We start from the raw sequence: 20523 nt of genomic DNA, 5'->3' as shown, positions 1-20523 counted from the left end.
GCTTCGTGACCTGGCAACCCGGTCGGTCGATCCGGCCCATGGAAAAAAGCAGGTGTTACCGGCCTGCATCAGCCGGTTCGGCGGCTTTCTTCGACGCAAACGAGGCTAGCGCGGTCAGGAAGTCGCCCATGCCGGGGCGTCGGCCGGCGCTGAACGGAAGCGGCCTTGCCGTCTCCATCGCGGCGATGCCGATTCGCGCTGTCATCATGCCGTTGACGACGCCTTCGCCGAGTTTGGCCGACAACCGTGCCGCCAGCCCGTGGCCGACGACCTGCTGGACGAAACCGTCGCCGACGGCGATCGAGCCGGTGACGGCGAGGTGGGCAAGCACGCTTCGCGCCAAGCGGAAAAAGCCGAGCGTGCCCGGCCGACCACCATAAAGTTCCGACAGGCGTCGAATCAGGCGCCCGGCCTCGAACACGACATAGGCGATGTCCACCAGCGCGCGCGGACTGACGGCCGTCACCAGCGACACCCGCTTGGCGGCGTCGAGGACCAGGATTTTCGCACGCGCGTCGAGGGGACCGAGAATCTCCGCCTCGGCCAGGCGCACCAGATCGCCGCCGTCGACGATATCGTCCTTGAGTTCAGCAAGCGCACGCCGGCCGGCAGCGGTTTCCGGCTTGCCGGCCACGAAGGCCGACAGTTCGTCCACCACCGCCCGCCCTGCCTTAGGGTCGTCGCTGGCGATGGCGTCGAGCGCTTTCCTCTGGAGCTTTTCGACCTCGGCAAGGCGGCCGATGGCGATGAATTCTCGGGCAAGGATGATGAGCAGCGCTACGGCGGCGACAGCGGCCACGCCCGCCGCCAGAAAGCCAAGCCACGGCGCGCGCTCGAACAGGTCGCGGATCAGGCGATCCGTCCACAGGCCGACGGCCAGCGATACGAGGATACCGAGCGATCCGGCGAAGATCGCGCCGAGCAGTGACTTCTTTCGCGGCGCGACGGGCAGGGGCGGCTCGGCTACTGCGATATCGGGTTCGTCGAACACATCGACGGCTTCGGGGATGGCGATCGCCGTCTCAGGTTTCAGCGCGCGCGGCTTGCGGGCAGGGTAGGGTGCGGCCTGCCCCGTGCCGCTGGAGAACGCGTCCGGGGCGGATCGCGGTTGCGGATCGACGCGGAACGCGGCGGGCTTTCGGGGCTCCGTCATGCCAGGCGATCTCCGATCAGGAATTGCAGGGCCCGGTCGAGCCGGATGTGCGGCAGCGACAAGGTGGCGCCCTCTGCGGTGCGCTCCAGCTTCGGCGGGCGGAAGCGGACGAAGCGAATCAGTGGGTCGCTGCCATCCGTATCCCGATCGCGCCTGGAAAAGACTTCGGCGGGCTTCGCCGGCAGATCGCCCGGAAAGATCGCGGTTTCGGTCGTGCCGTCAAACGTCTCGTCGCCGATGCGCTCGCCGGAAAGCGGCGTGCCGATGATGACGGGCAGCGTCTCGCGTCCCTGTTTGACGGTGCCTTCGCGTGTCGCGCGCACCGCCGCCATCGCCACCACGTCGACGGCCGCCCCGGAGAAATTGGCGCGAGCGATGGCGCGGTCGGCAAGCCGCCGCACGATCGCCTGCAGGCGGTCGTGGCTTTCGTGGTGAAGGTGGTCCGCCTTGGTGGCCGCGATCAGGATGCGGTCGATGCGCCGCGAATAGAGATCGGTGAGGAGATTGCCGCGCCCGGGCCGGAAACAGGCCAAAATTTCGGTCAGCGCGCGTTCGAGGTCGGCAACCGCGCCCGGTCCCGCGTTCAGCGCCTGGAGCGCATCGACGAGCACGATCTGGCGGTCGAGCCGGGCAATGTGCTCGCGAAAGAACGGCTTCACCACATGCGTCTTGTAGGCCTCGTAGCGCCGCTCCATCATCGCATGCAGCGAGCCGGCGCGCGCGCGCGCTTCGCCGAGCCCCGGCAGCGGCGCAAAGGTCAGGGCGGGCGAGCCGTCAAGGTCGCCAGGCATGAGGAAACGGCCGGGCGGCAGCGTGGAAAGGGCGCGTTCGTCCTGCTTGCAGGCCTTCAGATAGAGCGCAAAACTTTCGGCCAGCCGTCGCGCGGTCATCTCGTCGGCGTCGGCGTTCGGGTCGATGCCGGCCGACAGGTCGCGCCATGCCTGCGAAAGGTCGGAGCGGACCGGCAATTCGGCCATCTCGAAGGCCTCGTGCGAGAATTCGGCGAAGGATTTGCCGAGCAGCGGCAGGTCGAGCAGCCATTCGCCGGGATAGTCGACGATGTCGATGGAGAGCTTGCCGGCCGAAAACATCCGGTTCCAGCCGGAGGCGGATTCGTATTCGACGGTAAGGCGCATTTCGGAGATGGCGCGCGTCGAATCCGGCCAGATACGGTCGTCGACGAGGGCGGCGACATGGTCCTCGTACTGGAAGCGCGGCACCGCGTCGTCCGGCTGGTGTTCGAGGAAGGCGCGCGCGATGCGTCCGGATTTCTGCGCCTCGAACAACGGCAGGCGGCCGCCATGGATGAGGTTATGGACGAGGGCCGAAATGAACACTGTCTTGCCGGCGCGCGACAGCCCGGTGACGCCAAGGCGCAGCGACGGGGAAAACAGCCCGACGGCTCGTCCGGCCAGCGTGTCGAGGGCAATGCGCGTCTCGTCGGCGAAAGTAGTCAGCGATGATGCCAATATATGCCCTCTCGGCTCCGTCCCTCGATATAGGAACTGCTACCGATTTTGGAATGGCCGGCCGCGTTCGAGGGCGGCGGGGGTCAGGAACGCTTCCAGGTATCCGGCGCCGGGCACGGCCTTGTCGAGGCCGTCAGCGAAGCGCAGCACCGCCAGGCCCGAGGTCGGGAAGCCGTGGCTCAGGGTTTCGCTGGCCTCGCCGTCGCCACTGCCGGCAATGGCGATGGTCAGGTCTTCCATCATCGGATTATGGCCGACGACCAGCAGGGAGCCCAGCGCCCCGTTCTGCCGGATGATGGCAAGATAGCCGGCGGCATCCGCACTATAGAGGGCATCGGTGAAAACGACGCGCCCGGTGTCGGCATGCGTCGCCACGCCTTCCAGCGTCTCGCGCGCCCGCCTGGCGTTGGAGCATAAGGTGAGGTCGGGAACATGGCTCGCCGCTCGCATCGCCACCCCCAGCGCCTCGGCATCGGCGATACCCGAAGCATCGAGGGGACGGTCGAAGTCGCGGACGCCGGGCAGCGCCCAACCGGCCTTCGCATGCCTGAGAAGAAAGAGCCTGTTCACCCACCCTCCCGGTTCAGTCGGATCGGCAAATTCGCGCCGGACACCATGACAGGATTATCTGTCGCAAGTGTTCGATGCAACGGCGGGCAGGCTGCCGAGCCTGCTCGCTTGCTGCCGCAGCCGCCTATTTTACCGGGTAAAGCGCCGCCTTTATATCGGCCTTTAACAGATGCGTGAACACAATCTCGTTTGCTCTTGTCTACGCCTCGACTGGCGAATATATAGGCCACAAATTTGGGTTGTCGGGTGAGTCGAATGAACGAAATCGTTGCGACCGATTACGTACCGTCCGAAGACGAGCCCTTCATGAATGAACGGCAAAAATCGTACTTCCGCCAGAAGCTGATCGCCTGGAAGAGCGACATTTTCCGCGAAGCGCGCGAAACGCTCGAAATCCTGCAGCAGGAAAACGCCAATCATCCCGACCTTGCCGACCGCGCGTCGTCGGAAACGGACCGCGCCATCGAATTGCGGGCGCGCGACCGGCAGCGCAAGCTGATCGCCAAGATCGATTCGGCCTTGCAGCGGCTGGAAGAGGGTACCTACGGCTATTGCGAGGAAACCGGCGAGCCGATCGCGCTGAAACGGCTCGATGCCCGCCCGATCGCGACCCTGTCGATCGAGGCGCAGGAGCGCCATGAGCGACGCGAACGCGTCTACCGCGACGACTAAGCCTCGTTCTTTTATCGACTGAAATTTTGATGGCCGCTTCGGCCATTTTTTCTTTGGCGCATCGTCATGCGCCGGGCGGCTTCATCCGCCTTGGCCTGACGACGTCATAGCCCGCACAACGCTAGCGTTTGTGGCTCGCGAGTTCACCGAGAAGCTTGGCCATCTCGTCATCCGGCGTGGCCGCCGCCTTGGGCAGTTCTGCCTCATGATCTGTGGAGAAATCTCCAAGCGACACTTCGAGTTCGCTTGCGAAGGTCTCGTCGATGCCGTCATCCGCATGTGCGGGCTTCTGCCCGGTCGGCCGGGAAAACGCCGACGCTGAGGCGGCATGGGCCGATCGCGGCTCGTTAGCGGCAACCGGCGCCAATCTCGGCTCGGCGGCACCGGAAGCGGCAGCTTCATCGTGCCGGATCGAGGTTGAAGTGGTGTAGGAATGGCCGTGCCCCGCCTGCGGACCGCCCGCGGCCAATGACCCTCGTGGCGGCAGCGTGCTTCGCGGAGGTTGCGGGGTTGGGGGCTGCTGCGGCCCATGCGGCTTTTGCGCGGCAGAAGGCGGCGGCCCTCCGGCCGTCGCGGCCGGTCGCCTCGGCGCGGCCATGCGGATATCGCGTTCCACCACGACATCGGTCGGCCCGCCGATCAGCAGCAGGTGCTCGATGTCGTCGCGCCGCACCAGTACCAGCCGCCTGTGGCTGTCGATGGCGGTGGCATCCATGACCGCCAGCCGCGTCTTGCGGTTGCGTCCGCCTGCAACGAAGGTCCCGAATGTCATGCTGCGGATCAGCCGGACGATGACGAGCACGATGACCAGGACGATCAGCGCAACGACGGTCCAGAGCACCGCCCGCGCGAAATCGGGTCCGGCAATGCCATCCAGCCAGTCCATCGTCTCCCCCGTATCTTTTTCGACAGGAACACTAGCCCTTTGCCGCGGGCTATCGCAAGTTGCTTTCCCGTTGCCATACTTCGTGATCGAGTCGTGACAACCTTGCCGTTTTGCACGACCATTTGCAGCGGCAAGCTTTTCGGCGCCGCAAGAATGTGATTCAAGCGGCTGGAGCGGTTGTCAGCGGCAGTGGAATCGTGAACAGGGGGACCATGGCCAAGGAAGCGCGCGGCGATTTCTATCCCGTCCCCATCGTCGACCAGGGCATGCGCCCCGGTCCGATCACCCGGCTCGTCGTGTTCATTATCGTGCTGACCGGATCGGCGGTCGTCTTCGGCCTTTTCCGCGAGCGCCTGGGCGACCCTTTCCTGCTCGGCATGCTCGGCGTGCTCGCCATGATCGGCGTCGGTTTCCTGTTCGCCACGGCAATCGGCTTCGTGCAGATCACGCCGCGCTCGACCAGCGACGAACTGTCGAAGGCCTTCGTCGATTCGACGGCGCACGGACTGCTGGTGACAGACACCAAAGGGCGCATCGTCTATGCCAACCGCGCCTATGCCGACATGACCGGCGCCGGCTCCGTTGCCGACCTCAAGACGGTCGAAAGCCTGCTGGGCGACGTGCCCGAGGCTTCGTCGACGGTCAATCGCCTGGCTTCGGGCCTGCGCGACGGCCTGCCCGGCGACGGCGAATTCCGTCTTGCGCATTCGGTACGGCCGGGAGCCGACGCCGGGGCCTGCTGGTATCGCGTGCGTGCCCGCACCTTCAAGGTGCCGGGCCAGCGCCAGCCGCTGATGGCGTGGGAACTGGCCGACATCTCGCGCGAACGCGCCGAGCAGGAGCGCTTCTTCCTCGACCTGCAACAGGCGATCGACCATCTCGACCATGCGCCTGCCGGCTTTTTTTCGGCCGACCAGGAAGGGCGGGTCACCTATATCAACGCGACGCTCGCCGAATGGCTGGGCATCGACCTCGCCAGCTTCACGCCCGGCGCCATCAACCTTGCCGAGATCGTCGCCGGCGACGGCATGGCGCTGGTCCGCTCGGTCAAGCCCGACCCCGGCACCACGCGCAATGCCGTCATCGACCTCGACCTGACGACCATGGGCGGCGAGGTGCTGCCGGTGCGCTTCATGCACCGCGTCTCGGCCAGCCGGGAAGGGTCGAGCGGCCCGACGCGCACCATCGTGCTCAACCGCACCCAGGGCGAGGACGCTTCCGCCGACCTGAGGGCTTCGGAAGTCCGCTTCACCCGCTTCTTCAACTCCACGCCGATGGCGATCGCCGGCGTTGACCAGGAAGGGCGCATCCTGCGCACCAACGCGCCGTTCCTGTCGCTGTTCTCCTCGGTGGTGGACCGCGACGCGCTCGACCGCCGCGTGCGGCTGGACACCGTGATCCACGAACGCGACCATCCCGCCTTCGCCGCAGCCTTCGAGCGGGCACGCCAGTTGCAGGCCGACATCGCGCCGATCGACACGGTGCTGCCCAACAACGAGGAGCGCCACATCCGCTTCTACGTCAATGCCGTCGCCGACGGCACGGCGGGCGAGGGGGCCGAGGAAGCGGCGATCGTCTACGCGGTCGAGACCACCGAGCAGAAGGCGCTCGAAGGGCAGATGGCCCAGAGCCAGAAGATGCAGGCCGTGGGCCAGTTGGCCGGCGGCATCGCCCACGACTTCAACAACGTGCTCACCGCCATCATCATGGCGTCCGACCTGCTGCTGACCAACCACCGACCGTCGGACCCGTCCTTCCCCGACATCATGAACATCAAGCAGAACGCCAACCGCGCCGCGTCGCTGGTCAGGCAACTGCTGGCGTTCTCGCGCAAGCAGACGCTGCGCCCGGAAGTCCTGAACCTGACCGACGTGCTCGCCGATCTCAGGATGCTTCTGGCCCGGCTGGTCGGCACCGAGATCAAGCTCAAGGTCGACCACGGCCGCGACCTCTGGCCGGTCAAGGTCGACCTCGGCCAGTTCGAGCAGGTGATCGTCAACCTCACCGTCAATGCGCGCGACGCCATGCCGGCCGGCGGCGAACTGACGCTTCGCACGCGCAACGTCACCACCGAGGAATGCCACAGCTATCCCTACCGGGAACTCGCGGCAGCCGATTACGTCCTCGTCGAGACCGAGGATACCGGCAGCGGCATCGCGCCGGACGTGCTGAAGAAGATCTTCGAGCCGTTCTTCACCACCAAGGAAGTCGGCAAGGGCACCGGCCTCGGCCTGTCGATGGTCTATGGCATCATCAAGCAGACGGGCGGTTTCATTTTCTGCGATTCCGAACTCGGCAAGGGCACGACGTTCCGCATCTTCCTGCCGCGCCACGTACCGGGGGTCGTTGCCGCACCGGAAGCCTCGCCCAATGCGACGGCCGCCGCTCCAGTGCCCGCGCCGCAAAAGACCGCCGACACGGCGAAGGACCTGTCCGGCTCGGCCAACGTCCTTCTGGTCGAGGATGAGGACGCCGTGCGCATGGGCGGCATCCGCGCGCTGACCTCGCGCGGCTATACCGTCCACGAAGCCTCCTCCGGCGTGGAAGCGCTGGAACTGTTCGATTCGCTCGAAGGCAAGATCGACATCGTGGTGTCGGACGTGGTCATGCCGGAAATGGACGGGCCGACCCTGCTCGGCGAGTTGCGCAAGCGGCAGCCCGACATCAAGTTCGTGTTCGTGTCCGGCTATGCGGAAGATGCTTTCGCCAAGAACCTGCCCGCCGATGCGCAATTCGGCTTCCTGCCGAAGCCATTCTCGTTGAAGCAACTGGCGACGGTGGTCAAGGAAGTGCTGGAATCATGACTTTTGCGGCGTGACGATCGTGCAGGTCGAGGCGGTAAACGCCCCGTCCGGCTGGCGCATGATGATGTCGAACGAAGCATCCGTCTCGCCGTCCGAAGTGACCTGGGTCAGCGAAATGCTGTTGCCGCCCGAGGTATAGCCGCCGACCGGGCCGAGCCAGGCGATCTCGCCATTGGGGCTTAGCTGGTAGTTGTAGCTCTGCTGCGGCTCGCCGAACAGCCGCGGGCCGCTGTACACATTGCCCCGGATCGTGATCTCTCCCAGGTCGAGGAACAGGCCGAGCATGTAGACCTCGCAATGGTAGGCGCCGTCCGGCAGCTTGCCGTCGGCGATGGCCGCCCGTGCGTCACCCGCCGTTGCCGTAGCCAGCAACGCGGCAGAAAAAACTGTCCGCTTGACCCGCATCAAGCCGCCTCCCACGGCAATTCGCTTCGCGCGAATGTTATTAAGGGGCTGGCGGCCAGCGTCAACCGGGCGGCACCTGCCGCGCCGCCCGCATGGGCCCGTATTTGGAGCAGGCCGGCCGCATGGTAGACTGGAACCGGCCTCGGTGAGTCGGCCGCTTTCCGCGTCAGTCTGGTTCCCGCTTGACGGGAAGGTTCGACGGCATCGGCAAGTTCCACGCAAGCAAGCCGTTCTAGCTTTCCTCCTGTGGGTTGGCGTCAGTGGTGCGTTGGCAAGCGGCAGGGGGCGAGCCGATGGAACGTTATGTCGAGGACTACCAGAAGCGTCGGTTGACCGAGCGTATCGATATCCTCACAGCCATCAACATCCTGAAATCGAAGGGCTATAACGACGAGGAACTGATCACGGAGATCATCCGTGTGTTCTACGTCGATCTCGACGCCTACAACGAAATCGTCATGGCCGCCTGAGACGGTTCAGACCCCAGCAGGTTGAAACACCACGCGCGGCAGCGTTCCGCTACAGCGGGATGTTGTCGTGCTTCTTCCAGGGATTTTGCAGATCCTTGTTGCGCAGCATCCGGAGCGCGCGGGCAATGCGCCGGCGGGTCGAGTGCGGCATGATCACCTCGTCGATATAGCCGCGCTCGGCCGCGACGAACGGCGACAGGAAGCGGTCCTCATAGGCGCTGGTATGGGCGGCGATCTTTTCGTCGTTGCCGATATCCTTGCGATAGATGATCTCGACCGCGCCCTTGGCACCCATCACCGCGATCTGCGCGGTCGGCCAGGCGTAGTTCATGTCGCCGCGCAGGTGCTTGGACGCCATCACGTCATAGGCCCCGCCGAATGCCTTGCGGGTGATGACGGTGACCTTCGGCACGGTCGCCTCGCCGTAGGCGAACAGCAGCTTGGCGCCGTGCTTGATCAGGCCGCCATATTCCTGCGCCGTGCCCGGCAGGAAGCCCGGCACGTCCACGAAGGTGACGATCGGGATGTTGAAGCAGTCGCAGAAGCGCACGAAACGGGCCGCCTTGCGGCTGGCGTCCGAATCCAGCACGCCCGCCAGCACCATTGGCTGGTTGGCGACGAAGCCGACGGTGCGGCCTTCCATGCGCCCGAAACCGGTGACGATGTTCTTGGCGAAACTCGGCTGGATTTCGAAGAAATCGCCCTCGTCGCAGGTCTTCAGGATCAGTTCCTTGATGTCGTAGGGCTTGTTGGCGTTATCGGGGATCAGCCGGTCGAGCGACAGGTCGCTGTCGTTGACCGACTGGTAGCACTCGATTTCCGGCAGTTCGGCCGTGTTGGAAGACGGCAGGAGATCGACCAGCCGCCGCATCTGCAAAAGCGCCTCGACATCGTCGTCATAGGCGCCGTCGGCGATCGAAGATTTGGTGGTGTGCACCGAAGCGCCGCCCAGTTCCTCGGCGGTCACCGTCTCGTTTGTGACGGTCTTCACCACGTCCGGCCCGGTGACAAACATGTAGGAGGTGTCGCGCACCATGAAGATGAAGTCGGTCATCGCCGGGGAATAGACGTCGCCGCCGGCGCAGGGGCCCATGATCAGCGAAATCTGCGGGATGACTCCGGAAGCCAGCACGTTGCGCTGGAAAATCTCGGCATAACCGCCGAGCGCCGCCACGCCTTCCTGGATGCGTGCGCCACCGGCGTCGTAAAGGCCGATGATCGGCGCGCGGTTGCGGAGCGCCATGTCCTGGACCTTCTGCACCTTTTCGGCATGGGCTTCCGACAGCGAGCCGCCGAACACGGTGAAATCCTTGGCGAACAGATAGACCGGGCGGCCGTTGACGGTGCCCCAGCCGGTGACCACGCCATCCCCGGCAATGCGGGTCTTTTCCATGCCGAAGTCGGTCGAGCGGTGCTCCACGAACATGTCGAATTCCTCGAACGAACCCTCGTCGAGGAAAATCTCGATGCGCTCGCGCGCGGTCAGCTTGCCCTTGCGGTGCTGGGCGTCGATGCGCGCTTGCCCGCCTCCGAGACGCGCTACGTCGCGGCGGCGCTCAAGTTCTTTCAGCACGTCTTTCATCGGAGTTCCCCGGGCCAAGTATCGCCTCTTTGGTACTGACGCGCAAAGGGGAGTGCAAGCGATGATGCATCGGCGCTATGTTGCGATGCAGCATGATGCCTCTTGCTTTTGTGCGCGAACCAGCCCATATGCGCGGCCATAGGCGCTTGGGCCGGAAATCGATCCGGCTTTCTCGAGAGTGGGACTGGTTGCGTCTGTTTTCCCTTCGACCGCTCGGCGGCGAATGGCGAAAAGCCCCGCAGGCGCGATGCCCGCGGGCACGACAGCGCAGCCGTGCGGGCATCAGAAAGGCCCGCCGCCTTGTCGTTCCTGACAATTTTTCGACGGCAGGTTGCGCCCTGCCGCCATCGTTCGCGGCCATCCGGCCGCATGAAAGAAGAGCATTTTGGATCATCAAAACACTGCGGAAGCGATTGTTTCCGCTGAACAGAATTCCGACAACCAGACCGGTTTCGCCGAACTCGGCATTGCCGGCGTGCTGCTGAAGGCCACCCATGCCGCCGGCTTTTCCACGCCTAAGCCCATCCAGGTGCAGGCGATCCCGCCGCAGATGGAAGGGCGCGACATCTTCGGCATCGCCCAGACCGGTTCCGGCAAGACGGCCGCGTTCTCGCTGCCGATCCTGTCGAAGATCATCGCGCTCGGCACCAAGCGCCGGCCCAAGACCTGCCGCGCCCTCATCCTGGCGCCGACCCGCGAGCTCGCGGTGCAGATCGAGGACACCATCAAGATCCTCGCCAAGGGCGCGCACATCTCGACGGCGTTGGTGCTTGGCGGCGTTTCGCGCAACAGCCAAGTGAAGAAGATCGCCCCCGGCGTCGACGTCCTGGTGGCGACGCCGGGCCGGCTTACCGACCTGGTGCGCGAACGCGACCTGATGCTGGCCGACACTAAATGGCTGGTGCTGGATGAAGGCGACCGCATGCTCGACATGGGCTTCATCAACGATGTCAAGCGCATTGCCCGCGCGACCGCGCCGGATCGCCAGACGGCCCTGTTTTCGGCAACCATGCCCGACGAGATCGCCGAACTGGCAAAGGACCTGCTGAAGGAACCGGTGCGCGTGGAAGTCTCGCCGCAGAGCACCACGGCCGCCGAAATCGTGCAGAGCGTGGTCCTTGCCCGCACCAAGCAGAAGCGGCAGGTGCTGTCGGCCATGCTGGCGGATGCCTCGATGAAATCGGTCATGGTCTTTGCCCGCACCAAGCACGGCGCAGACCGCGTCACCCGCGACCTCGAGCGCGACGGCTTCAAGGCCGCCGTGATCCACGGCAACAAGTCGCAGAATGCCCGCCAGCGGGCGCTGAACGATTTCCGCGACGGTTCGGTGCGTATCCTCGTGGCAACGGACATCGCGGCGCGCGGCATCGACGTACCCGGCATCAGCCATGTCGTGAATTTCGACCTGCCGGACGAGGCCGAAAGCTACGTCCACCGTATCGGCCGCACCGGCCGCAACGGCAGGGACGGGGTTGCCGTCACGCTGGTCGATCCGTCGGAGAACGCCAAGCTGAGGCAGGTCGAGCGCATCATCCGCGCCAAGCTGTCGGTGATCGCCGACCATCTCGGCAGCCCGGACCCGGTACGCAATCCGGCCGAGAAGCACGAGCGCAACGAGGCGGCCACCAACGACAATGTCCGCCTCGACGCCAAGCGGCCGAACGGCGGCAACCGCAACAACGGCAAGCAGCGCTTCGGCGGCAAGCCTGCGGGCGAGCGCAAGCCGGGCGCCGAAAAGCCGTTCCGGGGCAACAACAAGCGCCGCTTCGGCGGCAAGAAGCCGGCCAGGCACGCCGCCTGACGCGCTTCGGCAAGAAATTAGTGGAGCGGCCGGGAGCGAAAGCCCCGGCCGCTTTTTTATGCCGTAGCGCCGTTTCGGCAGCATTTTACGCCTTTGCGGGCTTTTGCTGGCGCCCGCGGGAGCGCATTTTTCCGCTACGGCGCAAAGCACGCAAAACGAATCCGATCTTTTCGAATTATCTCAAAAAAATCGCTGCGATTATGTGGATCGAGGGCAATTTATTGCCTTGAATCGCCGCGCCGAGGTTTCTACGGTCCAGCGAAACGCTGGAAGGATAGCATCTCATGGTTGGTTCGGTGATCGACGCGATCGGCAACACGCCCCTCATTCGATTGAAGCGCGCGTCGGAAGCGACAGGGTGCGAAATTCTCGGCAAGGCCGAATTCATGAACCCGGGGCAGTCGGTCAAGGACCGCGCCGGCCTGTTCATCATCCGCGATGCGGAAAAGCGCGGCATCCTGAAGCCGGGCGGCGTCATTGTCGAAGGCACGGCGGGCAATACCGGCATCGGCCTCACCCTTGTCGCCAAGGCGCTTGGCTACCGCACCGTCATCGTCATCCCCGAGACGCAGAGCCAGGAAAAGAAGGATACGATCAAGATCCTTGGCGCCGAGCTGATCGAGGTGCCGGCGGTGCCGTACCGCAATCCCAACAACTACGTGAAGCTGTCGGGCCGGTTGGCCGAGCAGATGGCGAGGACCGAACCGAACGGGGCGATCTGGGCCAACCAGTTCGACAACGTCGCCAACCGCGACGGCCACATCCACACCACGGCGCAGGAAATCTGGGAGCAGACCGGCGGCAAGGTCGACGGCTTCGTGTCGGCGGTTGGCTCGGGCGGCACGCTGGCCGGTGTGGCGGCGGGCCTTCGCGGCCGCAGCAAGGACGTGAAGGTGGCGCTTGCCGACCCGCTAGGGGCCGCGCTCTACAATTTCTACGCCCATGGCGAATTGAAATCTGAAGGCAACTCGATCACTGAAGGCATCGGGCAGGGGCGCATCACCGCCAATCTGGAGGGGTTCGCGCCCGATTTTTCCTACCAGATCCCCGACGAGGAAGCCTTGCCGATCATCTTCGACCTGATCCAGGAAGAAGGCCTGTGCGTGGGCGGCTCCACCGGCATCAACATCGCCGGGGCGATCCGGCTGGCGCGCGACCTCGGGCCGGGGCACACCATCGTCACCATCCTGTGCGATTTCGGCACGCGCTATCAGTCCAAGCTGTTCAACCCCGAATTCCTGCGCGGCAAGAACCTGCCGGTGCCGGAATGGATGGCCCGCAAGAGCGAGATTCCGGTTCCGTTCGAAGCAGCCGCCTGATGGCTTATGTGACACAGACGCTGTTTCGCGACGACGCGTACCTGAAAGCAGCGGAAGCAAAGGTCGTCGCGGTCAACGAGCGCGGCGGCATCCTGCTTGACCGCACCATTTTCTACGCGACCTCGGGCGGCCAGCCCGGCGATACGGGTTTCCTCGAACGGGCCGACGGCAGCCGGATCACGGTCGCCGCGACCGTCACCGGCGAGACGAAGGAAGAAATCATCCATGTGCCCGCGCCGGAACTTGCGCTGCCTGCCGTCGGCGAGACGGTGAAGCTCGCCATCGACTGGGAGCGCCGGCATCTCTTGATGCGCATGCATGCCGCCTGCCACCTGCTGACCGTGGTCTGCCCGTTTCCGATCACCGGCGCCGCCGTCTCGCAGGACGATTCCCGCGTCGATTTCGACATGCCGGACCATGCGCTGACCAAGGAAGAGGTGACGGCACGGCTGATGGAACTGGTGCGGGCCGACCACCCGATCTTCATTCGCGCCATCAGCGACGAGGAACTCGCGGCTAATCCTACCTTGGTGAAGTCGAAGAACGTGCGCCCGCCGACGGGCAATGGCAGCATCCGGCTGGTCTGCATCGGCAAGGACGGCTCCATCGACAGCCAGCCCTGCGGCGGCACGCATGTGAAGAGCACGGGCGAGATCGGCGAGATTCACATCGGCAAGATCGAGAAGAAAGGCCGCGAAAACCGGCGCTTCCGCATAAGGTTCGGGCCGTTGCCCGCAGCCTGAGATGGGGCTACACGTCTCCTACGATACCTTGCCCGGGAGAACGAGATGGCTCAGGACAGCCCTTTTACCGTCGATGCCGACTGGTTGCAGCAGCGGCTCGGCCAGCCCGGACTGTCGATTGTCGACGCCTCCTGGTATCTGCCGGCGCAGAAGCGGGACGGCCGCGACGAATACGATGCGGCGCACATTCCGGGAGCCGTGTTTTTCGACCATGACCTGGTTTCCGACCAGGATTCAACGCTTCCCCACACGCTGCCGTCGCCGCAGGATTTCGCGCAATATGTGGGCACGATGGGCGTATCGGCCGACGACACCATCGTCGTCTATGACGGCCCCGGCTTTTTTTCGGCGCCGCGCGCCTGGTGGATGTTCCGGGTCATGGGCGTCTTCCAGGTCTATGTCCTCGACGGCGGCTTCGACCGCTGGAAAGCGGCAGGCAGGCCGGTGACGGACGACAAGACGCGCATCGCCCCTTGCGTCTTCCATGCCGATTTCGATGCCTCGCGCGTCGCCGGCCTTGCGGACATGCGCCGCATCGTCGGCAACGGCGAGAGCCAGATCGCGGACGCGCGCGGGCCCGGCCGATTTGCCGGCAGCGAACCGGAACCGCGCGCCGGAATCCGCTCCGGCCACATGCCGGGCGCAAAGAACGTTCCGGCCTCGCTGCTGTCCAAGGATGGCGAACTGCTGCCCAAGGACCAGTTGGCGAAGCTGATAACGGACGCTGGCATCGATCTCGGCAAGCCGGTGGTCACCTCCTGCGGCTCCGGCATCACCGCCGCCGTGATCACGTTGGCGCTGGAGTCGCTTGGTCACACCGACAACCGGCTCTATGATGGCTCTTGGACGGAGTGGGGCGGCCTTGCGGATACGCCGGTGGTAACCGGCAAGGAATGACGGTGACGACCCGGGAGTTGGACGACATCGAGGTAACGGTCACATTCCTCGAAATGGCCGCGCCGCCGGCGCACTATCCGTCGCTGCCTTATAACCGGCAGGTCGCCCTGTTGCGGGCACACGACATTCCGCTGCATTTCTACCGCTATTTGACCGACCGGGTCGGGCGCAAATGGCACTGGGTGAGCGCGCTGGAGTTGAGCGACGAGGAACTTGCCGCCGGCGTCCACCATGCGGACCGCGACATCCGCGTCCTTTACCTCGACGGTTCGCCCGCCGGCTTCTTCGACCTCAAGCAGCATCTGCCCGACGAAGTGGAACTGGCCTATTTCGGCATGATGGAACATGCGACGGGGCAGGGGCTCGGGCGCTGGTTCCTCGGCGCCGCCGTCGCAGCGTGCTGGTCGTACGGGCCGAAGCGGGTGGTCGTCCAGACCTGCACGCTCGATCACCCGGCCGCGCTGCCGCTTTACCAGAAACTCGGCTTCCAGCCGGTAGGGCAGAAAAAGGAAGTGATCCGGCCGCTTTCCCTTGAGGAGCGGGCGGCCATCGTCATGCGCCCGTGATCCTGCTGGCTGAACGGCCCGTTCACTGCTCCTTCATCTAATCTTTGCCATGGTGCCGCCCGGATCAACCCGGCGCCGCCGGCCATGAAGGAGAAGAGCCCATGCTTAACCGACGCACTTTTGCCGCCGCGCTGGTCGCTGCCGTCGCCGTCCCGACGCTTGCCTTCGCGCAGGCCAGGACGCCCTCGGGCATGCAGATCGAGCGCCAGCTCGACGCGGCCCCGCGGATGCGGCTTAAGAAGAACCAGCGCGTCACCGTGCAGGAATTCAAGCGCCGGCCGGACCTGCGGCGCGCAGCCCCCTCCATTGATATCCAGTCGATCAATTTCGCCTTCGGCTCCGCCGAAATCCCCAATTCGCAGTACGAAAAGGTCGAGATCATCGCCGATGGCCTGCGCCGGATCCTGCGCCGCCAGCGCAACGCCCGCGTGCTGATCGAGGGCCACACCGATGCCGTCGGTTCCTTCGCGTCGAACCAGATCCTTTCGGAACGGCGAGCCGAATCGCTCAAGCGCGTTCTGGTGCGCGAATTCCGCATCCCGGCCAGGGCGCTGGAAACCGTCGGCTACGGCGAGGAATTCCTGCTGGTGCAGACGCAGGCGGAAAACTGGCAGAACCGCCGCGTTACCCTGCGCCGCTTCGACGAGTTCGTCCGCTGATGCGGCAGCCTGCTCGCGGTTAACCGGTCGTTAACCAAAGACAGGCACCATGATCGGCAGTTGTCATGCTACCGTCGCACAGACTTGGTATCAGGCGATTGTCGAACGGTTTTTCGACCGCGGATGTACCGGCGGAAGATCGCGACAGACGAGGAAGCGGGGTTGATGCCCCGCTTTTTTGTTGCCTGATCGGCTTCGGCGGAAGGGCGCCACGTCGGGCTATGCTCCGGCCTCTCAGTTTTAACCACGCATAGCCGGGCAGGCACTGAGAACGGCCTTGTCGGGCACGTCGATCGCCGATAATGGTTGCGGAAATCCGTTGTTTTTTCGCAGGAACCACGAAAAATGCCCCTCGACAGGATCGATATCGCCATTCTCGACGCCTTGCAGAAGGATGGCCGGATGCCCAATGCGGCGCTTGCCGAGAAGGTTGGCCTGTCGCAATCGGCCTGTTCGCGCCGGCTGGACAACCTGGAAAAATCGGGCGCGATCCGCGGCTACCACGCCCGGCTGTCCAACGCGGCGCTGGGGCACCAGATGACGGCCATCGTCCACATATCGTTGTCGGGCCAGTTCGAAAAAACGCTGTCGGACTTCGAGGCCGCCATCAAACGCTGTCCGAACGTGCTGTCGTGCCACCTGATGTCGGGGGAATACGACTACGTCCTGCGCATCGCCTCGCGCGACCTCGCCGATTACGAGCGCATCCACAAGGAGTGGCTGTCGGCTATGCCGCATGTGACGAAGATCAACTCCTCCTTCGCGCTGCGCGAGATCGTCGACCGCACGGCGATGGGGTTGAAATCGGACATGGCTTGAGAGCACCCGCAACAAAAGCCTTGAGAAGACGCCGCCATCCGTCCGACACGGCTTGACCGGGCTCGCAGGCGTGGCATGGTTCGGCCATGCGCTATGTCATCGTCATCGTCGCGATCGCGTTTTTCATCATCTGGGACGGCCTTTATAACGAAGGCCGCTACCTCGACTATTCCGTGCGCGAAATGAAGACGGTCGTGCATTACGTCACGGGCTGAACGATTCGCCTGGAACGAGCCCGGCGGCTTTCACGCACTTGCCGCCGCGACATCCTGCCGATTGACGTCGCCGGGCGACTGACGGAAAAGGCCACCCACGGAATTTAATCGTACGCCAGTCCCTTGAGGGCGAGCATCAGGGAGGCTCCGTTGATCCGGCACATCGTATTCTTCAGCGCAAAGCGGCAGGAAGACGTCGAGGCAGTGCGATCCGGCCTGCTTGCCCTGGGAAAAATCCCGCACTCACGCCTTTTCGAGGTCACGCTGAATAGCAAGGTCGACCCGCTCTGCGACCGGATCGACGTCGTCGTCTATGCCGAATTCGAGGACGAAGCGGCGCTGGCCGCCTACAAGGCGCACCCGCTTTATGCCGAAACCACGGCGAAGGTGCGCCCGCAGCGGGAATTGCGCTTCTCGGCCGATATTCCCGCTAGCGCCTGATTCCGAAATCGACCGATCGACCTCCGGTCATTCGTCGGGGTCGTCGACCAGGCAGCCGACGCCGTGGCAGCCCTGATAGTTGCCATGGGTATCGAAATTGGGCTCGGCATATTTGTCGAACTGCGGGGTGTCGTCGACTTCGTCCGGATTGTCGACCATGCAGCCGACACCATGGCAGCCGTTATAGCCGCCGGAGTCGCGATAGTTGCTCGTCGCATGGCGGTGACTGTGCTTGCCGCTGTCAGCCAGGCCGCTGACGAGCGCGTCGATTACAACACCGGCCACCACCGCCCCGACATCGTGCCCCCGATTGTCATAGCGGCGGGCGTTGGGGTCGAACGTATCGCCGCGGCCGTGATGGTAGCCGGCGACGTCGGCGAAAACTCCGGAACAACCCTGGGCGACCCAGATGTACCGGCTGCGCGGGTTATAGCCCCAGGTGCGGTTGAGGATGCAGGCACTGCTGGAAATCTGGTGGATCAGTTGCGGCCGCTTCAGCTTTCCCGCGAAACATTCGTCATATTGATAGTCCCTGGAACGGCATTCGACCGTCGATTGGGCCATTGCCGGAGGGACGAACACAGGCGCTGCGCAGGCGAGGGCAGCGATCGCCAACCATCTGATCATATCGGGAATCTCCGGTGTTACGCGTATCAGTCGTTGATCGCCGTGACCTTGATCTTGTCGTTTCCGTCGATCCCGGAGAACCAGACCTCGCCATCGCCGATGGAAACGCCCTGCCAGTTGGCGAACAGGGCCGGATAGGTCTGGTTCGCGATGGCGTGCTTGACCTTCGGGGTTACGATCTTGTTGTAGTCCTGCACGAAATGCGCCGCGTCGCGCAATTTGACGGCCTTGCCGTTGATGCGCGCCCGGAACGGATAGTCGATCATCGCCGCGACCGCCGCCTTGTCATTGGCCGCCACGGATTTCTGGAGTTTTTCGAAAAACTGCCGATAGGGCTCGTGGACGCCGAAGACGGCGTCGAGCGAAGCATCCATCTCGGCGGCCGTCTGTGCGGACGCCGGAGTGACGGCCAGCAGGCCAAAACCGATGACAAAGGAATAAAAGAACGCTCGCATCGTGATGAAACCTCGTAAAGTCGGGCGCACCCGGATTGATGGCACGAGGCTAACCAGAACCGACAAGCGTTAAATATCCCTGCTTTTCGCCGGCAGGAATTTAACGAACCCGTTTGCGAGGCCGAACATCGCGGACAATTTTGCGCTGCGACGCCCCTGGCGAAAGGGTCGTACCCATGGTGGGGAAGGGGAATGCGCCAGGCAAAGAGCCTCGCCCGCCGGAAAACCAGGCGAATCGACGGCTAAGAACTGGCTCCCCGGGACGGATTCGAACCATCGACCAACCGGTTAACAGCCGGTTGCTCTACCGCTGAGCTACCGGGGAACAGGGCTCTTGCGCGAACGGGGCAGCCTATAGCAAACCCATTTCGGCTTTGCAAAGAAGCATTTCGCTTTTTTCGATCTTTTCCCGCCTTGTGTCGCAATCTTCCGCTTGCCTCCCTTATATAGACGTAAAGCGACGCGGTTCCCGATGCCATCGGGTGGCGCCGCGAGCGCGATAAGGCCTCCAGATCCGGTATGACGGCAACAAACGACGAGCACACCGCCGCGATGCACAAAATTTCGGTCTTCGGCCGCGAATTCAGGATGCCTCAATCCCGGGGCGCTCGAATCACCATCGGCGTCGTCCTGGTCGTGTTGGGCATTTTCGGCTTCCTGCCGATTCTCGGATTCTGGATGATTCCGCTCGGACTGCTCGTCCTTTCCTACGAATTCGCGAAGGTCAGGCGCTGGCGACGGCGTTTCGTGGTCTGGTGGGAGCGCCGCCGCGCGGGAAAGCGTCAGCAATGAAGCCTGACGGCTTGACGCAAAAATGCGGGCAACCTATTGGAACGCGGGTAAAGCGCCGGGAGCATAGAGGCCTCGTGGCGGAGTGGTTACGCAGAGGACTGCAAATCCGGCGACGTTGTAACAAAATCAATGGCCATTCTGAATTTGACATCGCAAAAGCGCTGAAATGGGCGATTTTAACGCCTTGTTTCTGATCAGTTCTCGTCGATTTCAGAAATGTGGAAACGCTTCATCGTTGCGGTCAAAACGCGTTTTTCCGTCTCTTTCGCATACAGCCTATAGGCTGAGGACCTATGTGTTGAAAGGGCCTTTCCCTGTCCTTCGGTTAACTCTGATTCCTCTAGTTCTGTCATCCCACCATGGCGGGCTTTGTCGATCGTGAATCCTGAGATGCCAAGTTCGTCCGCCAATTCATGCACCTCCTGCGACAGGAGGCTGCTATCTCCGTAGAGAGTGCCGTTTCGCTTAGAGACGATAGACGCATGCCGACGAGGCACCGCGGCGAAGATTTTTTCAGCCTCCTCGTAGAACGCCACTCTCTTCAGTTCGCCGTTGATGAGCAGGGTGGCTTCAAGAGGATGATCTACCTCACCTCCGTTCTTACGGTGACGCACCTTGAACTTGTCCGGCATTTCCGGAGGGCGATAGTTGTCCCAAGTCGCATATCCTGCTGAAATGCTGGTCGGACGCATAAGAAACTCGTATGCCAACACGGCTGCTGCCCCGAGCTACGGACGATCTTTTGCAACGGCGCCCCGCGCGAAGCGGTACACTTCCTGGCGATCAGAGTAGCCCTTTTTGAGCATCGTCCTACGCTTCTTTGTTACTCCGTTCCACGGAATCGGAACGTCCCTTCGAAACAGATGGGGAAACAGAGGATACATTCTCGCCCATGCCGTCTCACAATACATCAGGACTTTTTCGGCCTGACGAAGCGCTCCTGAAGCTGCGAATATATTATAAACGGCTATTGCTGTGAGAACGCCGAATTCTCGAACCTGCAAATCACCATACCGAACATTGGTCGTTGTGCTTCTGCATTCCGAAACACGCTTATATATATATTGATGTAATCCTTTCGAGATGGCGCGGCGACACGCTCGAGAAAGGCATCTGATGTTACGTAGTAGTCCAGCAGCCATCCAACTGTTCCAAACCGAAAGTGCGCATGTAGTGGC

The 20523-nt window shown here is 63.5% G+C and carries 22 protein-coding genes and 1 tRNA gene; 13 read left to right on the top strand and 10 right to left on the bottom strand.

Annotated features, from left to right (window positions below):
* Nucleotides 1–55: 55 nt before the first annotated feature.
* The 3 genes from ACFOHJ_RS14585 to ACFOHJ_RS14575 are packed head-to-tail and all read right to left on the bottom strand — an operon-like array spanning nt 56 to nt 3192.
* A complete protein-coding gene (locus ACFOHJ_RS14585; protein WP_378221698.1) occupies nt 56–1153 on the bottom strand; it encodes a YcjF family protein in 1098 nt (365 codons plus the stop codon).
* Complete coding sequence (locus tag ACFOHJ_RS14580; protein ID WP_378221696.1) at nt 1150–2622, bottom strand: YcjX family GTP-binding protein; 1473 nt, start codon at nt 2620–2622, stop codon at nt 1150–1152. The genes ACFOHJ_RS14585 and ACFOHJ_RS14580 overlap by 4 nt, the downstream gene beginning before the upstream one ends.
* Nucleotides 2623–2661: 39 nt before the next feature.
* On the bottom strand, nt 2662–3192 hold the full coding sequence (locus ACFOHJ_RS14575) for a SixA phosphatase family protein (protein ID WP_378221694.1): 531 nt from the start codon (nt 3190–3192) through the stop codon (nt 2662–2664).
* Nucleotides 3193–3447: 255 nt separating this feature from the next.
* On the opposite strand from ACFOHJ_RS14575, the gene dksA reads away from it, so the two are divergent.
* A complete protein-coding gene (dksA, locus tag ACFOHJ_RS14570; protein ID WP_378221692.1) occupies nt 3448–3864 on the top strand; it encodes an RNA polymerase-binding protein DksA in 417 nt (138 codons plus the stop codon).
* Between the two features lie 121 nt (nt 3865–3985).
* Here the strand turns inward: dksA and ACFOHJ_RS14565 are convergent, their stop codons facing one another.
* The gene (locus ACFOHJ_RS14565; protein ID WP_378221691.1) at nt 3986–4750 is read right to left on the bottom strand and encodes a hypothetical protein; all 765 of its coding nucleotides are present in this window, start codon (nt 4748–4750) and stop codon (nt 3986–3988) included.
* 212 nt (nt 4751–4962) lie between these two features.
* Between ACFOHJ_RS14565 and cckA the strand changes: the two genes are divergently transcribed.
* Complete coding sequence (gene cckA / locus ACFOHJ_RS14560) at nt 4963–7554, top strand: cell cycle histidine kinase CckA (protein WP_378221800.1); 2592 nt, start codon at nt 4963–4965, stop codon at nt 7552–7554.
* Here the strand turns inward: cckA and ACFOHJ_RS14555 are convergent.
* Entirely contained in the window at nt 7549–7959 is a 411-nt protein-coding gene (locus ACFOHJ_RS14555) for a hypothetical protein (RefSeq protein WP_378221690.1), read from the bottom strand. The two genes, cckA and ACFOHJ_RS14555, sit on opposite strands and share 6 nt — an antisense overlap.
* Nucleotides 7960–8252: 293 nt before the next feature.
* On the opposite strand from ACFOHJ_RS14555, the gene ACFOHJ_RS14550 reads away from it, so the two are divergent.
* Nucleotides 8253–8429: a hypothetical protein gene (locus ACFOHJ_RS14550; protein ID WP_378221688.1), complete on the top strand. Its 177-nt coding sequence runs from the start codon at nt 8253–8255 to the stop codon at nt 8427–8429.
* A gap of 49 nt (nt 8430–8478) precedes the next feature.
* Here the strand turns inward: ACFOHJ_RS14550 and ACFOHJ_RS14545 are convergent, their stop codons facing one another.
* A complete protein-coding gene (locus tag ACFOHJ_RS14545; RefSeq protein ID WP_378221687.1) occupies nt 8479–10011 on the bottom strand; it encodes an acyl-CoA carboxylase subunit beta in 1533 nt (510 codons plus the stop codon).
* A 385-nt stretch (nt 10012–10396) separates the two neighbouring features.
* On the opposite strand from ACFOHJ_RS14545, the gene ACFOHJ_RS14540 reads away from it, so the two are divergent.
* The 9 genes from ACFOHJ_RS14540 (at nt 10397) to ACFOHJ_RS14500 (ending at nt 17471) form a co-directional block, all read left to right on the top strand.
* A complete protein-coding gene (locus ACFOHJ_RS14540; protein WP_378221685.1) occupies nt 10397–11812 on the top strand; it encodes a DEAD/DEAH box helicase in 1416 nt (471 codons plus the stop codon).
* A 284-nt stretch (nt 11813–12096) separates the two neighbouring features.
* Nucleotides 12097–13131, top strand: coding sequence for a cysteine synthase A (locus ACFOHJ_RS14535; protein WP_378221683.1), 1035 nt, complete (start codon nt 12097–12099; stop codon nt 13129–13131).
* Nucleotides 13131–13874 (top strand): alanyl-tRNA editing protein, encoded by a 744-nt coding sequence (locus ACFOHJ_RS14530; protein ID WP_378221682.1) that lies wholly within the window; start codon nt 13131–13133, stop codon nt 13872–13874. The genes ACFOHJ_RS14535 and ACFOHJ_RS14530 overlap by 1 nt, the downstream gene beginning before the upstream one ends.
* A 45-nt stretch (nt 13875–13919) precedes the next feature.
* Nucleotides 13920–14771 carry a 3-mercaptopyruvate sulfurtransferase gene (gene sseA, locus ACFOHJ_RS14525; protein ID WP_378221680.1) on the top strand — a complete coding sequence of 284 codons (852 nt, stop codon included), beginning with the start codon at nt 13920–13922 and terminating at the stop codon, nt 14769–14771.
* The gene (locus ACFOHJ_RS14520; protein ID WP_378221679.1) at nt 14768–15337 is read left to right on the top strand and encodes a GNAT family N-acetyltransferase; all 570 of its coding nucleotides are present in this window, start codon (nt 14768–14770) and stop codon (nt 15335–15337) included. The genes sseA and ACFOHJ_RS14520 overlap by 4 nt, the downstream gene beginning before the upstream one ends.
* 101 nt (nt 15338–15438) lie before the next feature.
* A complete protein-coding gene (locus tag ACFOHJ_RS14515) occupies nt 15439–15996 on the top strand; it encodes an OmpA family protein (protein ID WP_378221678.1) in 558 nt (185 codons plus the stop codon).
* A gap of 345 nt (nt 15997–16341) precedes the next feature.
* On the top strand, nt 16342–16815 hold the full coding sequence (locus tag ACFOHJ_RS14510; RefSeq protein ID WP_378221676.1) for an Lrp/AsnC family transcriptional regulator: 474 nt from the start codon (nt 16342–16344) through the stop codon (nt 16813–16815).
* Nucleotides 16816–16901: 86 nt separating this feature from the next.
* Complete coding sequence (locus ACFOHJ_RS14505) at nt 16902–17030, top strand: hypothetical protein (RefSeq protein ID WP_378221675.1); 129 nt, start codon at nt 16902–16904, stop codon at nt 17028–17030.
* Between the two features lie 150 nt (nt 17031–17180).
* On the top strand, nt 17181–17471 hold the full coding sequence (locus ACFOHJ_RS14500; protein WP_378221674.1) for a Dabb family protein: 291 nt from the start codon (nt 17181–17183) through the stop codon (nt 17469–17471).
* Between the two features lie 27 nt (nt 17472–17498).
* Here the strand turns inward: ACFOHJ_RS14500 and ACFOHJ_RS14495 are convergent, their stop codons facing one another.
* The 3 genes from ACFOHJ_RS14495 to ACFOHJ_RS14485 form a co-directional block, all read right to left on the bottom strand.
* Nucleotides 17499–18098: a DUF3011 domain-containing protein gene (locus tag ACFOHJ_RS14495; RefSeq protein WP_378221672.1), complete on the bottom strand. Its 600-nt coding sequence runs from the start codon at nt 18096–18098 to the stop codon at nt 17499–17501.
* A 26-nt stretch (nt 18099–18124) separates the two neighbouring features.
* Nucleotides 18125–18553: a hypothetical protein gene (locus tag ACFOHJ_RS14490; RefSeq protein ID WP_378221670.1), complete on the bottom strand. Its 429-nt coding sequence runs from the start codon at nt 18551–18553 to the stop codon at nt 18125–18127.
* 250 nt (nt 18554–18803) lie between these two features.
* A tRNA-Asn gene (locus tag ACFOHJ_RS14485) sits at nt 18804–18878 on the bottom strand.
* A gap of 194 nt (nt 18879–19072) precedes the next feature.
* On the opposite strand from ACFOHJ_RS14485, the gene ACFOHJ_RS14480 reads away from it, so the two are divergent.
* Entirely contained in the window at nt 19073–19345 is a 273-nt protein-coding gene (locus ACFOHJ_RS14480) for a PGPGW domain-containing protein (protein WP_378221669.1), read from the top strand.
* Between the two features lie 194 nt (nt 19346–19539).
* Here the strand turns inward: ACFOHJ_RS14480 and ACFOHJ_RS14475 are convergent, their stop codons facing one another.
* Nucleotides 19540–20037: a hypothetical protein gene (locus ACFOHJ_RS14475; RefSeq protein WP_378221668.1), complete on the bottom strand. Its 498-nt coding sequence runs from the start codon at nt 20035–20037 to the stop codon at nt 19540–19542.
* Between the last annotated feature and the right edge of the window lie 486 nt (nt 20038–20523).

The sequence above is a fragment of the Aquamicrobium soli genome, from assembly GCF_042646345.1.
GTDB lineage: Bacteria > Pseudomonadota > Alphaproteobacteria > Rhizobiales > Rhizobiaceae > Mesorhizobium > Mesorhizobium soli_A.
Note: the sequence above shows the minus strand (reverse complement) of the source record. Positions and strands in the feature narration are given on the sequence as shown.

Coding starts and splice junctions, on each gene's coding strand:
- ACFOHJ_RS14480 (WP_378221669.1), top strand. CDS start 19,073: ATGACGGCAACAAACGACGAGCACACCGCCGCGATGCACAAAATTTCG.
- ACFOHJ_RS14545 (WP_378221687.1), bottom strand. CDS start 10,011: ATGAAAGACGTGCTGAAAGAACTTGAGCGCCGCCGCGACGTAGCGCGT.
- ACFOHJ_RS14495 (WP_378221672.1), bottom strand. CDS start 18,098: ATGATCAGATGGTTGGCGATCGCTGCCCTCGCCTGCGCAGCGCCTGTG.
- ACFOHJ_RS14505 (WP_378221675.1), top strand. CDS start 16,902: ATGCGCTATGTCATCGTCATCGTCGCGATCGCGTTTTTCATCATCTGG.
- ACFOHJ_RS14475 (WP_378221668.1), bottom strand. CDS start 20,037: ATGCGTCCGACCAGCATTTCAGCAGGATATGCGACTTGGGACAACTAT.
- cckA (WP_378221800.1), top strand. CDS start 4,963: ATGGCCAAGGAAGCGCGCGGCGATTTCTATCCCGTCCCCATCGTCGAC.
- ACFOHJ_RS14565 (WP_378221691.1), bottom strand. CDS start 4,750: ATGGACTGGCTGGATGGCATTGCCGGACCCGATTTCGCGCGGGCGGTG.
- ACFOHJ_RS14510 (WP_378221676.1), top strand. CDS start 16,342: ATGCCCCTCGACAGGATCGATATCGCCATTCTCGACGCCTTGCAGAAG.
- ACFOHJ_RS14585 (WP_378221698.1), bottom strand. CDS start 1,153: ATGACGGAGCCCCGAAAGCCCGCCGCGTTCCGCGTCGATCCGCAACCG.
- ACFOHJ_RS14550 (WP_378221688.1), top strand. CDS start 8,253: ATGGAACGTTATGTCGAGGACTACCAGAAGCGTCGGTTGACCGAGCGT.
- dksA (WP_378221692.1), top strand. CDS start 3,448: ATGAACGAAATCGTTGCGACCGATTACGTACCGTCCGAAGACGAGCCC.
- ACFOHJ_RS14535 (WP_378221683.1), top strand. CDS start 12,097: ATGGTTGGTTCGGTGATCGACGCGATCGGCAACACGCCCCTCATTCGA.
- ACFOHJ_RS14530 (WP_378221682.1), top strand. CDS start 13,131: ATGGCTTATGTGACACAGACGCTGTTTCGCGACGACGCGTACCTGAAA.
- sseA (WP_378221680.1), top strand. CDS start 13,920: ATGGCTCAGGACAGCCCTTTTACCGTCGATGCCGACTGGTTGCAGCAG.
- ACFOHJ_RS14555 (WP_378221690.1), bottom strand. CDS start 7,959: ATGCGGGTCAAGCGGACAGTTTTTTCTGCCGCGTTGCTGGCTACGGCA.
- ACFOHJ_RS14490 (WP_378221670.1), bottom strand. CDS start 18,553: ATGCGAGCGTTCTTTTATTCCTTTGTCATCGGTTTTGGCCTGCTGGCC.
- ACFOHJ_RS14520 (WP_378221679.1), top strand. CDS start 14,768: ATGACGGTGACGACCCGGGAGTTGGACGACATCGAGGTAACGGTCACA.
- ACFOHJ_RS14515 (WP_378221678.1), top strand. CDS start 15,439: ATGCTTAACCGACGCACTTTTGCCGCCGCGCTGGTCGCTGCCGTCGCC.